The sequence below is a fragment of the Pseudomonas sp. RAC1 genome, assembly GCF_030658255.1.
Classification (GTDB): Bacteria; Pseudomonadota; Gammaproteobacteria; order Pseudomonadales; family Pseudomonadaceae; genus Aquipseudomonas; species Aquipseudomonas boreofloridensis.
The window spans coordinates 25,792-38,746 of record NZ_JAUTXS020000028.1; the positions used below are offsets into that span (position 1 = coordinate 25,792).

15 protein-coding genes are annotated in these 12,955 nt (G+C 61.4%); 5 read left to right on the forward strand and 10 right to left on the reverse strand.

The window, feature by feature from the left end; genetic code table 11:
• Positions 1–80 precede the first annotated feature (80 nt).
• Positions 81–815: a phosphoadenylyl-sulfate reductase gene (locus tag Q7C30_RS09030; protein ID WP_317871307.1), complete on the forward strand. Its 735-nt coding sequence runs from the start codon at positions 81–83 to the stop codon at positions 813–815.
• 94 nt (positions 816–909) lie between these two features.
• On the opposite strand, the gene cysB is transcribed toward Q7C30_RS09030, so the two are convergent.
• The 3 genes from cysB to Q7C30_RS09045 all read right to left on the reverse strand — a co-directional run bounded on the left by cysB (position 910) and on the right by Q7C30_RS09045 (position 3,555).
• Positions 910–1,884 carry an HTH-type transcriptional regulator CysB gene (gene cysB, locus Q7C30_RS09035; protein WP_295483974.1) on the reverse strand — a complete coding sequence of 325 codons (975 nt, stop codon included), beginning with the start codon at positions 1,882–1,884 and terminating at the stop codon, positions 910–912.
• 127 nt (positions 1,885–2,011) lie between these two features.
• Entirely contained in the window at positions 2,012–2,509 is a 498-nt protein-coding gene (locus tag Q7C30_RS09040; protein WP_029613546.1) for a universal stress protein, read from the reverse strand.
• A gap of 98 nt (positions 2,510–2,607) precedes the next feature.
• On the reverse strand, positions 2,608–3,555 hold the full coding sequence (locus Q7C30_RS09045; protein WP_317871308.1) for a putative 2-dehydropantoate 2-reductase: 948 nt from the start codon (positions 3,553–3,555) through the stop codon (positions 2,608–2,610).
• A 241-nt stretch (positions 3,556–3,796) separates the two neighbouring features.
• Between Q7C30_RS09045 and Q7C30_RS09050 the strand changes: the two genes are divergently transcribed.
• On the forward strand, positions 3,797–4,873 hold the full coding sequence (locus Q7C30_RS09050) for a 3-deoxy-7-phosphoheptulonate synthase (protein ID WP_039576648.1): 1,077 nt from the start codon (positions 3,797–3,799) through the stop codon (positions 4,871–4,873).
• Positions 4,874–4,943: 70 nt separating this feature from the next.
• On the opposite strand, the gene Q7C30_RS09055 is transcribed toward Q7C30_RS09050, so the two are convergent.
• Positions 4,944–5,225 carry a GNAT family N-acetyltransferase gene (locus Q7C30_RS09055; RefSeq protein WP_029613543.1) on the reverse strand — a complete coding sequence of 94 codons (282 nt, stop codon included), beginning with the start codon at positions 5,223–5,225 and terminating at the stop codon, positions 4,944–4,946.
• Between the two features lie 501 nt (positions 5,226–5,726).
• Between Q7C30_RS09055 and oprI the strand changes: the two genes are divergently transcribed.
• On the forward strand, positions 5,727–5,978 hold the full coding sequence (gene oprI, locus Q7C30_RS09060) for an outer membrane lipoprotei OprI (protein WP_003259780.1): 252 nt from the start codon (positions 5,727–5,729) through the stop codon (positions 5,976–5,978).
• A gap of 131 nt (positions 5,979–6,109) precedes the next feature.
• On the opposite strand, the gene Q7C30_RS09065 is transcribed toward oprI, so the two are convergent.
• The 3 genes from Q7C30_RS09065 to Q7C30_RS09075 form a co-directional block, all read right to left on the reverse strand.
• Positions 6,110–7,087, reverse strand: coding sequence for a L,D-transpeptidase family protein (locus Q7C30_RS09065; RefSeq protein WP_317871309.1), 978 nt, complete (start codon positions 7,085–7,087; stop codon positions 6,110–6,112).
• A gap of 110 nt (positions 7,088–7,197) precedes the next feature.
• On the reverse strand, positions 7,198–7,479 hold the full coding sequence (locus Q7C30_RS09070) for a hypothetical protein (RefSeq protein WP_039576600.1): 282 nt from the start codon (positions 7,477–7,479) through the stop codon (positions 7,198–7,200).
• A gap of 58 nt (positions 7,480–7,537) precedes the next feature.
• On the reverse strand, positions 7,538–8,143 hold the full coding sequence (locus tag Q7C30_RS09075) for an arylesterase (RefSeq protein ID WP_317871310.1): 606 nt from the start codon (positions 8,141–8,143) through the stop codon (positions 7,538–7,540).
• 10 nt (positions 8,144–8,153) lie between these two features.
• Here Q7C30_RS09075 and Q7C30_RS09080 point away from each other — a divergent pair, with 10 nt between their 5' ends.
• Both Q7C30_RS09080 and Q7C30_RS09085 read left to right on the forward strand, forming a co-directional pair.
• Positions 8,154–8,840 carry an ABC transporter ATP-binding protein gene (locus tag Q7C30_RS09080; protein ID WP_317871311.1) on the forward strand — a complete coding sequence of 229 codons (687 nt, stop codon included), beginning with the start codon at positions 8,154–8,156 and terminating at the stop codon, positions 8,838–8,840.
• Positions 8,837–11,344: an ABC transporter permease gene (locus Q7C30_RS09085; protein WP_317871312.1), complete on the forward strand. Its 2,508-nt coding sequence runs from the start codon at positions 8,837–8,839 to the stop codon at positions 11,342–11,344. The genes Q7C30_RS09080 and Q7C30_RS09085 overlap by 4 nt, the downstream gene beginning before the upstream one ends.
• A 21-nt stretch (positions 11,345–11,365) precedes the next feature.
• Here the strand turns inward: Q7C30_RS09085 and greB are convergent, their stop codons facing one another.
• From greB to Q7C30_RS09100, 3 genes are all read right to left on the reverse strand, one after another.
• Positions 11,366–11,842 carry a transcription elongation factor GreB gene (gene greB / locus Q7C30_RS09090; protein ID WP_039576595.1) on the reverse strand — a complete coding sequence of 159 codons (477 nt, stop codon included), beginning with the start codon at positions 11,840–11,842 and terminating at the stop codon, positions 11,366–11,368.
• 98 nt (positions 11,843–11,940) lie between these two features.
• Complete coding sequence (locus tag Q7C30_RS09095) at positions 11,941–12,249, reverse strand: hypothetical protein (protein ID WP_116887927.1); 309 nt, start codon at positions 12,247–12,249, stop codon at positions 11,941–11,943.
• Positions 12,250–12,462: 213 nt separating this feature from the next.
• On the reverse strand, positions 12,463–12,897 hold the full coding sequence (locus Q7C30_RS09100; protein WP_304484996.1) for a DoxX family protein: 435 nt from the start codon (positions 12,895–12,897) through the stop codon (positions 12,463–12,465).
• Between the last annotated feature and the right edge of the window lie 58 nt (positions 12,898–12,955).

Consider the following 12,955-nt stretch of genomic DNA (forward strand, 5'->3'; position numbering starts at 1 on the left):
GAAGCGTCTGCCACGCCATTTTTTGTTACCATCGCCCCACTACGAGCGCACAGCGCCATACACACGATGGAAACCGCCTGATGAGCCAAATCTTCGATGTCGCCACCCTGGCGGCGACCTACGCCAGCAAGTCCCCCCAGGATATTCTCAAGCTCGCCTTCGAGCATTTCGGTGACGACCTGTGGATCTCCTTCAGCGGTGCTGAAGATGTGGTACTGGTGGACATGGCGTGGAAGCTGAACAAGCAGATCAAGGTTTTCAGCCTGGACACCGGCCGTCTGCACCCGGAAACCTACCGTTTCATCGATCAGGTTCGCGAGCATTACAGCCTGCCGATCGAAATTCTCAGCCCGGATCGCGCCAAGCTCGACCCCTTCGTCAAGGACAAAGGGCTATTCAGTTTCTACAAGGATGGCCACGGCGAATGCTGCGGCATTCGCAAAATCGAACCTCTGCGCCGCAAGCTGGCGGGCGTCAGCGCCTGGGCGACCGGTCAGCGCCGCGACCAGAGCCCCGGCACTCGCAGCCAGGTGGCAGCACTGGAAATCGACTCGGCCTTCTCCACAGCCGAGCGCACCCTGTACAAGTTCAATCCCCTGGCACAGATGTCCAGCGAGGAAGTCTGGGGCTACATCCGCATGCTCGAGATGCCCTACAACAGCCTCCACGAACGCGGCTTCATCAGCATCGGCTGCGAGCCGTGCACCCGCCCAGTGCTACCGAACCAGCACGAACGCGAAGGCCGTTGGTGGTGGGAGGAATCGACCCAGAAGGAATGCGGCCTGCATGCCGGCAACCTGATCAGCAAAGGCTGAACAGCTGCAAGCTGCAAGCTGCAAGCAAAAAGAGCAGACCACACACGGTCTGCTCTTTCTTGAAGCTCAAAGCTTGTAGCTTGCAGCTGCCGTTCTAGTGCACCGGCAGCTCGACGCCTTCGAACAGGGCCTCAAGCTCCTGCTTGTTGTGGCACTGGATGGCTTTGGCCATCACCTCGCGGGTCAGGTGAGGGGCGAACTTTTCGATGAAGTCGCACATGAAGCCGCGCAGGAAAGTGCCGCGACGGAAGCCAATCTTGGTGATGCTGGCTTCGAACAACTCGCTGGCGTCCAGGCAGACCAGATCGCTGTCAAGCTTCGTATCGACCGCCATCTTAGCCACGATGCCCACGCCCAGGCCCAGGCGTACGTAAGTCTTGATCACATCAGCGTCGGCCGCCGTGAACACCACCTTCGGCGTCAGGCCGCGGTGATTGAACGCCTCGTCCAGCTTCGAGCGACCGGTGAAACCAAACACATAAGTGACGATGGGGTACTCGGCCAGCGCCTCGAGGGTGAGCTTGGGCAGCTTGGTAAGCGGGTGCCCCTGAGGCACCACAACGCAACGATTCCACTTGTAGCAGGGCATCATGATCAGGTCGCCGAACAACTCCAGCGCTTCGGTGGCGATGGCGAAATCGACGGTGCCATCGGCCGCCATCTCGGCGATCTGCATCGGCGAGCCCTGGTGCATGTGCAAGGACACTTCAGGGTACTGCTTGATGAAATTGCTGATCACCGGTGGCAACGCATAGCGCGCCTGGGTGTGGGTGGTGGCGATCGACAGCGTGCCCTTCTTCTCGTTGGAGAACTCCTGGGCGATCTGTTTGATGCTCTCGACCTTGCGCAGAATTTCACCGGCGGTCGTGATGATGCGCTCACCGGCCGGCGTGACGCGGGTCAGGTGCTTGCCGCTGCGGGCGAAGACTTCGACCCCCAACTCATCCTCCAGAAGGCGGATCTGCTTGCTGATCCCCGGCTGGGAGGTGTAAAGACTCTGCGCAGTGGCAGAGACGTTGAGGTCATGGTGCGCCACTTCCCAGATGTAGCGCAGTTGTTGAAGCTTCATAGGTTTCCCTCGGATCAGCGGTAGGTCACCGGCTGCTGGCAGCGACGAGTTATAACTATATTAGTGGTCAGATGAAGAAATCTAGAACTATTTTGTTACGTCTGACGGAAAAGACCTACTGCCAGTTTCAGCCTTTCCTACGACCCAGGTGCTGAGCCAACGGCACCATATACACCGGTACAGGCGATAGTTGGAGCAGCCGCACCGCAGTCCTTCCAATCGGCACGTCGACCCCTGCGCCCTCGGCGTGACTGCCGAAGATCAGCAGGTCAACCGCCAGACGCTGGGCCTGCTCCAGAATGACTTGCGCCGGATCACCCTGACGCACGCGCACAGCCTTGATCACGGCCAGGTCAGCATCCTCGCCCAGCTCGTCGCGAAAGCTTTCCAGCACACGCTGCTCTATGTTGGCCATGACCGTATTCACTCCCTGGGAGTGCAACCGCTCGAGCGTCTGCTCGTCGAGGTAGCTCTGCAGGAGCGATTCGGCGAACTGGCCCATCGGCTCGACAGCGTGGATCACATACAACTGCGCCTCGAACGTGCGTGCCAGGGCCAGAGCATGCTGCATGACGAAAGGCGCGTAGACGCCAAGATCGGTGGCGTACAGCATGGAGCGGATCATACGGCCTCCTCGACTGCCTCGGCGGGCAGAGCACGCTTGAGCTTAGCAGCGCCTGCGCGGCAGCGTCTCGCCGTCGCGGGCCGAGTTGCGGAAGTCGCTCAGTCGGCGCGGTTACGTCGGTCGATGAACGTCAGCGCCTGGTACAGGGATTCGATCCTCGGTAAATGACAACCGGCCTGCCGCGCACGGGCCAGTGGCTCGGCATAGATCGCCTGCAGTTCCAGCGGTCTGCGATGAACATGATCGTGGTACATGCTCGGCCAGTATTCGGGCATCTGATCGGTCACGCGCAACAGGTGCTCGACATAGCCCTGAGGTAAAACCTGCCCACAGGCCTGAGCCCCGATGACCACTTCGTGCATCAGCGCGCGCACCAGCTCACGGCTGTCTGGATCGCTCATCAGTACTTTGGTGCTGGCTTGCAGCAGTACTGAGAGTCCGTTGTAAGGCACATTCCACACCAATTTCTGCCAGCGCGCCTGGCCAACGTCGTCCATCGGCTGCGAATCAACCCCTGCGGCGCGGAACAGCCCAGCGCCTTCAGCAGCGATTACGCCAGCATCAACGCCATCCGGGCCGCTGTGGTAGCCCAGGTTGATCGCACCCAGCGCTTGATGGCGAATGACCCCGGGCGCCTGGCGATTCACGCAGATGAAGCACAGCCCGCCGAGCAGATGCATGTCGTCGCGCAGCGCAGGGCGCAATTGCTCCTCGACGCCCAGTCCGTTCTGCAGCAATACGACACGGGCACCGGGTGCTGCAGCCTGGACGAGCAGCGGCGCCAGCTCGGCATTACTGGTGGCCTTGGCGCCGACCAGCAGCCAGTCACAGGGCGGCATGTCGCCAGCCGAAGCGTAGGCCTGCACCTTCATGTGCAGTGCTCCATGGAGGGCGCTATCGATACTCAGCCCATCCTTTTGCACCACCGCGTACTCGCTACGCAACAGAAAGTGCACATCGAAACCAGCGCGGGCCAGCATCAATCCATAGAAGCCACCGATTGCACCGCTACCGATGATGCCGATGCGTGTAGTGCGGGAAACCATGCTGCCCTCCTGTCCAGGCGAAGTCTGCTCGACCGCATGCCTGCAGGCAGCGACCGCCATTTGATCGCGCCACTATACCTAGCGTCTCCGTCGGCAGGGTTAATCCTCCTGGACAGGGCCATGACCATTGTCGCGCCCGACGTAACGCGCTAAGGTTCGGCTCCCCCCGCTGCGAACAATCTGCTGCTGGGCCGCACGGGGTTTGCTGGCGGCCGGCACCCGTGACCTGACGAGTAACACGATGGCTGATTTACCGATCGATGACCTCAACGTTGCCTCCAACGAGACCCTGATCACCCCCGATCAGCTGAAGAAAGAAATCCCGCTCAGCGCCAAGGCCCTGCAGACCGTGACGGCTGGCCGCGAAGTGGTACGCGACATCCTCGACGGCAAGGATCACCGCCTGTTCGTCGTGATCGGCCCGTGCTCCATCCACGACATCAAGGCTGCCCATGAGTATGCCGAGCGCCTCAAAGTGCTGGCCGAAGAAGTGTCCGACACACTCTATCTGGTCATGCGCGTGTACTTTGAGAAACCTCGTACCACTGTTGGATGGAAAGGTCTGATCAACGACCCGTACCTGGATGACTCATTCAAGATCCAGGACGGTCTGCACATCGGTCGTAAGCTACTGCTGGACCTGGCCGAGATGGGCCTGCCCACCGCCACCGAAGCCTTGGACCCGATCTCACCCCAGTACCTGCAGGACTTGATCAGTTGGTCGGCCATCGGCGCGCGCACCACTGAATCCCAGACCCACCGTGAAATGGCCTCTGGACTGTCGTCGGCGGTTGGCTTCAAGAACGGCACGGACGGCGGCCTCACCGTTGCGATCAATGCCCTGCAGTCGGTCTCCAAGCCGCACCGCTTCCTGGGCATCAACCAGGAAGGTGGCGTCTCCATCGTCACTACCAAAGGCAACGCCTATGGCCACGTGGTACTGCGCGGCGGCAATGGCAAGCCCAACTACGACTCGGTCAGTGTGGCGCTGTGCGAGCAGGATCTGGCCAAAGCCAAGATCAAGCCCAATATCATGGTCGACTGCAGCCATGCCAACTCCAACAAAGACCCTGCTTTGCAGCCTCTGGTCATGGACAACGTGGCCAACCAGATCCTCGAGGGCAACCAGTCGATCATCGGCCTGATGGTGGAAAGCCATTTGAACTGGGGCTGTCAGGCGATTCCGAAAAACCTGGAAGATCTCCAGTACGGCGTCTCCGTGACCGATGCTTGCATCGATTGGGCCGCGACCGAGAAAAGCCTGCGCAGCATGCACGCCAAACTCAAGGACGTACTGCCAAAACGTCAGCGTGGCTGATGCATCGCAGTGACGGAACACCTACGAAAACGCCGGGCAATTGCCCGGCGTTTTCGTAGGTGTAAGCCGATCAGGCCTTGCTGGAATGCCGCTGCTGACGCTCCATGTAGCGTTCGACATAGGAACATGAGGGAATCACGGTGTATCCCATCTGCTCGGCATACTCCAGCGCTTTCTCAGTCAACGCGGCAGCGATGCCACGTCCGCGCAGCGCGTTTGGAACGAAGGTGCGATAAATATCGAGCGTCTGCTTGCCCAGATCCATGTAGGTGAGATAAGCACGATGACCGTCCACGTTGGTCTCGAACTGATGACCGACTTGGTCATGGTGGATGGTCAGCGCTTCACTCATCACTACTCCTCGCAGGCCTTATGGCAGACCTTGGCCTTGAACGATGATTTATCCGGCGGAGCGCGCTCGACGCCACCCAATGCCACTTCGACCACTACGCATTGGCAATCGTTCGCGGTCGCTGATGCGGTAGATAGTAGGCGGACAAGGCGCCGTTGCTCAAGCCGTGCAGACTAACAATGGCGCGCAGAAGGATCGCCTGACAGGCATCGATCAATACCAAACTGCCAGCCGGATGCTCTAGTACCTGAGACGCTGCATGACCGTGCAAGTCACCCTTAGTTCAACGAAAAGTTTCTTGGGGCAGCGCTGAGAGGCGGATGGATCAGCAGCGTCAACTTCATCGCAAGGCTTGCCATACGGGGCTTCTGGCAACATTTTTTTTACGCTTCTTGCGTTCAGTCAGTTTACTTACTACAAGTAATGGGTAGTATGTACGCCGGCCAGTTTCTCTTTTCCGAGAGATGGCTATTTAATAGAAAGTCCTTGAAGGGGAACACGATGAACAACGTTCTGAAATTCTCTGCTCTGGCTCTGGCCGCAGTTCTGGCTACCGGTTGCAGCAGCGTATCCAAAGAAACCGAAGCTCGTCTCACTGCGACCGAAGACGCAGCTGCTCGCGCTCAAGCCCGTGCTGACGAAGCCTATCGTAAGGCTGACGACGCTCTGGCCGCCGCTCAGAAGGCTCAGCAGACCGCTGACGAAGCCAACGAGCGCGCTCTGCGTATGCTGGACAAAGCCAGCCGCAAGTAATAGTCCTCACGGATTATTGAGAAGCCGACCCATTCGTGGGTCGGCTTTTTTATGCGCGTCCATCCGCCGACACAGAAGCTCAGGATGAAGAAAGCCCGCCATGAGGCGGGCCTGGCTAGACATCGCTACGGCTACTGAATCTCGGGCGGAATTTCGGACACCATTGAGGTGCCACCCTGGCCAGTGCCGGGTACAGCGATCTCGACAGGGATGCCATCTTCGGCGGCGACCACGTCGCGCACCATGTCCCAGTTCATGCGCAGATTGTTGGCGAGATCTTCGCGCTTGAGCAATGCATTGATGACAGCCGTGTGCTTGTCCACGACCGAAGGATTGCCCTGCTCGTCCAAGGGCGTATGCGCCTCCAGGTACACCTTACCGCCGCTCACGCCGAACTTGTAGGGTTCGTTGATGATGCGCACCGGCGTGCCCACAGGAACCATCTCCGAGAGCGAGACCACATTGTTGTTGAGCATGCGGAAGCAGCCATGACTGGTGCGCATACCGATGCCGAACTTCTTGTTCGACCCATGAATCAGATAGCCCGGCAGGCCCAGGGTAAATTTGAAGGGCCCCAGTGGGTTGTCGGGGCCGGCCGGCACTACGGCGGGCAAGATATCCCCGTCAGCGGCGTGCTCGGCACGGATGGAGGCTGGCGGGGTCCAGGTAGGGTTGGGCGTCTTGGCGGTAATCTTGGTATTGGCCACTGGCGAGCCCCAGCCCTCACGACCGATACCCAGCGGGAAGGTGTACACCACATTCTGCCCTTTAGGGTAGTAATAAAGGCGGTACTCGGCCAGATTGATGACGATCCCCTCGCGCGGCCCCGGGGGCAGGATATAGCGCGTCGGCAGGATGATCTCTGTACCGGCACCCGGCAGCCAGGGATCGACACCGGGGTTGGCCGCGATCATTTCCAGGTAGCCCAGGTCGTTGGCGGTGCCGATGTCGGCGAAGGTATCCTCGTACTTGGCCTTGATCGTGCGCACCTGGCCGACGACATCTTCTCCGGGCGGTGGCAGTGGCAGCTCCAGCGCGACGGCGGGACCGGCCATCAGCAGGGCAGCCAGGGACAGGCAACGGGTGACGGCGGTAAAGCGCGGCAGCATCCGGTAAATCCTTCGACAGAGGGTTCAAGAGGTTCGATTGTACACTCGGCTGTCGCCGAGGGGGAGGCATCGGCCGGGTACGCAAGAATGACAAATGATGAAAGGCGTGCTCAGAGCTCGGGCCACACCGGCCGGGTGCCCCGGCGCTGGGCATCGAGGATTGCGCGGCACAAAGGGCAAAGGCGCTCATCGCGATAGACCGTACGCTGCACCGAAGACCAGCGCGGCTGCGCTGGCAGCAATCCGCCACATAAGGTGCGGTCGGCTGGAGCACCCAGTTCGAGTTGACGCGCGGCGAGATGAACACGCACCTCCTGACACGCGAACAGATCCAATTGCTCGTCGGGCTCGATCAGTTGATAGGCGTACAGGGACCAGGCGGGGCGGGGCATCGGGGGCACTCGAAACGGGGGGCGCAACATTAGCCGAAAGCGTTCCTCGTTGAAAGCGTCAGAGCATGGGTTTTATCGTCGGCCATGCATTGTCCAGCAGGCGCTGCTGGGCGCCTTCGGCCGGATGGATACCGTCGGCCTGCATCAACGTCGGGACGCCACCGACGCCCTCGAGGAAAAACGGCACCAAGGGCACCTTCTTGTCGCTAGCCAACTGCTCATAGACCTGAGCGAATGCGGAGGTATAGCGAACACCATAATTGGGTGGCAGACGCATGCCCAGCAATACCACCTTGGCACCCGCGGCCCGCGAGCGATCGATCATTGATGCAAGATTTTGTTGCAATTGCTGCGGCGGCTGTCCCCGCAGCCCATCGTTACCGCCCAACTCGAGCACCACCAGATCCGGCTTGTGCGCCGCAAGCAGCGCCGGTAGCCGCGCCTGCCCCCCAGCACTGGTGTCACCACTGATCGACGCGTTGACCACTTGATCAGCGAATCCCTCGTCATGCAGGCGCTGCTGCAGCAGCGTGACCCAGCCCTGACGGGTATCCAGGCCAAAACCTGCGCTGATACTATCGCCGACAATCAGCACCGTCCCCGCCGCCGCGCCTTGAGCCAGACCGCACAGGGCCAGACCGGCGCTCAACCACCACATTCGCATTGGATTCTCCATGAGCCCCAGCATTCTCGTTGCGCAGAACCTTAGCAAAGTGGTCTCCAGCGCGGAAGGCGACCTTACCATCCTCCATCCCCTGTCGCTGGATCTCAGCCAAGGGGACAGCCTGGCGATCGTTGGCGCGTCCGGCTCCGGCAAGTCGACCCTGCTCGGACTGCTCGCCGGTCTTGATCGGCCCAGCGGGGGCAATGTACTGCTGGCCGGCCACGACCTGGGCGCACTGGACGAGGACCAGTGCGCCCAGGTGCGCGCCGAGCATGTCGGCTTCGTGTTCCAATCATTTCAGCTTCTGGACAGCCTCAACGCCCTGGAAAACGTGATGCTACCCCTGGAGCTCGACGGTCGCAGCGACGCACGCGAACAAGCGCGCGCCCTGCTCGATCGGGTCGGCCTGGGCCATCGAATGAGTCACACACCTCGGCAACTGTCCGGCGGTGAACAACAACGGGTGGCGATTGCACGGGCTTTTGCTGCACATCCGGCGGTACTGTTCGCTGACGAGCCCACCGGAAACCTCGATAGCCAGACCGGCGAGCGCATCAGTGATCTGCTGTTCGAGCTGAACCGCGAGCGTGGTACCACCCTGGTCCTGGTGACCCATGACGAGCGCCTGGCCAAGCGGTGCCGCCGCCTGATCCACCTCGAGGCCGGTCGCCTCGTCGTGCCGCAGGCGCCTCAATGACCCGCCTGTCGGTCAAGCACTTGTGCACGCTGGCCCTGCGCCAACTGCTGCGCGATGCGCGCGCGAGCGAAGTGCGAGTGCTGTTCTTGGCGGTGCTGGTGGCAGTAGCAGCCAGCACCGCCATCGCTTACTTCGGCGCTCGCCTCAACAGCGCCATGCAACTGCGGGCCAGCGAATTCCTCGCAGCCGACCTGGTGCTGCAAGGCTCCTCCCCCATCCGAATCGAGCAACTCGACGCGGGCACATCACGCGGTCTTCAGCACGCCCGCGTGGTTGAGTTCAGCAGTGTGGTGGCCGCCGACGCGGGCATCCAGCTCTCCAGCATCAAGGCAGTCGACTCGGCCTACCCCTTGCGCGGCGAGCTGCGCAGCGCAGCCACGCCCTACGGCAGCGAAAGCCCAGGAGGTAACCCTGCGCCGGGTGAGGCGTGGGTAGAGGCGCGCCTGTTGACGGCGCTCGGGCTGTCACTCGGCGATAGCATCGACGTGGGCATGAAACCCCTGCGCATGACCCGTGTGCTCACGTACGAGCCGGATCGTGCCGGCAATTTCTACAGCCTTACCCCGCGCGTGCTGATGAACATGGCCGATCTGGAGGCCACTGGAGTGATCCAACCGGGCAGCCGGGTTACCTATCGCGACCTCTGGCGCGGCGAGCCCCAAGCGCTGGAAAGCTATCGCCAGGCAATCGAGCAGCAGTTAGCCGCCAACCAGCGATTGCTCGATACCCGTGATGGCAATCGTCAGATCGGTGGCGCTCTTGGTCGCGCCGAGCGTTACTTGAACATGGCCAGCCTGGTGGCGGTGTTGTTGGCCGGCGTGGCAGTGGCGCTATCAGCCAGCCGCTACGCCGCTCGCCGTCTCGATGCCAGCGCCCTGCTTCGCTGCCTGGGCTTGTCACGCCACCAGGCACTGGGCCTTTTTTCACTGCAGTTGACCGTGTTGGGCCTGGTCGCATCGCTGAGCGGTGCATGGGTGGGCTGGCTGGCACAACTTGGGCTGTTCGCGTTGCTGCAAGGGCTACTGCCCAGTGCGGTCCCTTCCGGCAATCTTGCGCCGGCGCTGGCCGGCATCGGCACCGGACTGGTCGCGCTGGCCGGCTTCGCTCTGCCACCTTTGGCCGCGCTGGGACGGGTCCCGCCTCTGCGCGTCCTTCGCCGCGACCTGCTACCCACCCCGCCCAGCAGTTGGCTGGTGTACGGCGCCGCACTGTTTGCTCTGGGACTGATCATGTGGCGGCTGAGCCTCGACCTGATCCTGACATTCGCCCTGCTCGGCGGCGGGATCGTGGCCGCAGCCCTGCTCGCCGGCCTTTTGCTGCTGGCCCTGCGCAGCCTGAGGCGAATGCTGTCCGCCGCCCCGCTTGCCTGGCGACTGGGCCTGGGTCAACTGCTGCGTCACCCGCTGGCCGCCGCCGGACAGGCACTCGCCTTCGGCCTGATACTGCTGGCCATGGCGCTGATCGCACTGCTGCGCGCGGAGCTCCTCGACAACTGGCAGGCCCAGTTGCCCGAAGACGCGCCCAATCACTTCGCCCTCAACATTCTGCCGGACGACCGCGAGCCGTTTACTCAGCGGTTACGCGAACTCAACGCCACATCCGCCCCGTTGTATCCCGTCATGCCAGGCCGGCTCACGCAGATCAACGGGCAATCGGTCCAGCAACGGGTGAGCAAGGACTCTGCTGGGGAGCGGGCCGTACAGCGTGATCTGAGCTTGACTTGGGCCGCCAATCTGCCCCAGGGCAATGCCATAGTAGACGGCACTTGGTGGCAATCATCACCCCCCGATAACAGGCCTCCCGGCGTGTCGGTCGAAGCCGATCTGGCTGCCAGCCTGGGCCTGGAACTTAACGACCTGTTGACCTTCGATATCGGGGGCGAGCAGCGTCAGGCACAGGTCACCAGCCTGCGGACCGTACATTGGGACAGCTTCCAGCCCAATTTCTACATGATCTTCCAGCCGGGTACGCTGCAAGGACTGCCAGCCACCTACCTGACCAGCTTCTACCTCGCGCCAGGCCACGATGCTGAAGTGGTCGCACTGTCACGCACCTTCCCGGCCGTGACCCTGCTGCAGGTCGATGCACTGCTGGGGCAACTGCGCAGCATCCTGGCCCAGGTCACCCTGGCTGTAGAGTACGTTCTGCTGTTCGTATTGGCGGCGGGTGTGACGGTACTGCTCGCTGGATTACAGGCCACTCTGGACGAGCGCATTCGCCAAGGCGCCCTGCTGCGCGCACTCGGTGCCGGACGCGCCCTGCTGGTCAAGGCTCGGCGCATCGAGTTCGGCCTGCTCGGCGCGGCCAGCGGTGTATTGGCAGCACTGGGCTGCGAGCTGATCAGTTGGGGGCTGTACCGCTACGCCTTCAACCTGCAATGGGCACCGCATCCGTGGCTACTGGTGCTGCCACTGATCGGCGCACTGCTGGTGGGCGCCGCCGGCGTCTTCGGCACCCGGCGTGCGCTCAATGCATCACCCTTGAGCGTGTTGCGAGACACCTGACCACCATCCGCCATGGCGTGCTCAGGTCGCGCCATAGTGGATGCGATTGATGTACCAGGTCGCATCGCCGGTTGGGGTATGCACTCGCACCTCGTCGCCCTCCTCCTTTTTAAGCAAAGCACGGGCCATGGGCGAATCGATGGAAATATAGTCGTTGCGGCCATGGATCTCGTCGTAGCCGACGATACGAAACGCCAGGGTCTGCCCCTCGTCATTCTCGATCTCGACCCAGGCGCCAAAGAACACGCGCCCCTCCTGTTGTGGCGAATAACTCACCACCTTGACGTCCTCGAGACGTTTGCGCAGATAGCGGACCCGACGATCGATCTCGCGCAGCAGCTTCTTGTTGTACTGATAATCAGCGTTCTCGCTGCGATCGCCCAAAGACGCCGCCCACGTCACCTTCTGCGTGATCTCCGGACGGTAGACGCGCCACAAATGATCCAGCTCCTTCTTGAGCGCCTCATGGCCTTCGATGGTGATGATATTGGTGCTCAAACCGCTCGCTCTCCTCACGACTACCTGCGCAGGCGACATCGGCCTGGCGGGGCTGGGAGCTTAACCAAAAAACACAGCGCACGACATCTACCAGAGAATCAGCCGCGCGTAATCAATCCCTGGCGAGCAATGCGGGTAAGGTGACCGATGATTTCGCCAGCGTGTTCGCCCGTCGGTGCCTGGATGACTGCCAGATCAAAGCGGTCACTGGCGTACCGGGCAAGGTCGCAGGCGTTTTCGGCGAACTGGATGAGGAAGGCGCGGGCTTGACCCTTGCGGCGGGAAAATCCATCGAGATTGCGCAGCAGTGTGGGTTGGTGCTGACCACCTAAAAGGATGCGAGGCGTGCGTGCGGCCTGATCGGCTGGCAGTGGAGTCAAGCAGACGCTGGTACGTGGGCAACTCATGGAGTATCTCTCCGCCTCGCAGATCCCGCTGGGCAGCGGTGGGAGGCGTCACCGAACCAGCGCTTTAGCGGTATTTCGGATGGCCTTGCAGACCTTTCCTGCGCCCCGCAAGTAGCTGTTTAAATCGGCGCAAGCGTTATCCTAGAGCGTCTGATGGCAAGCTGCAAGTGGCTGCTCACTTGCAGTTTGCCGTTAACGGTTTACAGGCATATGTCAGCGGGCTATCAGGCGATCCAACGACACCCGACCGGCGCCTTCTAAGAGAATGGCGAGGGTGCCGGCCATCAACGCAAGCGCGAACTCATAGCCATTGTTGGCCATAAACAAGCCGTTGCTAATGTGCACAGTGAAAATTGCCACCACCAACGTTGCACTCAGCACCAGCGCCGCGGGACGCGCCAGCAGCCCGAGCAGTAAACCCAGCCCGCCGAAGAACTCGGCACTGCCGGAAAGCATGGCCATCAGATAACCAGGTGCCAGTCCGATGCTTTCCATCCACTGGCCGGTGCCCTCAAGGCCGTAGCCGCCGAACCAACCGAAGAGCTTTTGTGCGCCGTGCGCCATGAATATGAAACCAATCAGAACACGCAACAAGCTGACGCCAAAACCGGCGCGGGTGGAAAGGAGGGCTTTGATGGTAGGGCTCATCTTGCAGTTTCCTTGAACGGATGTGGGGAATGAGCGCCATATTAATCGATTTTAAAGA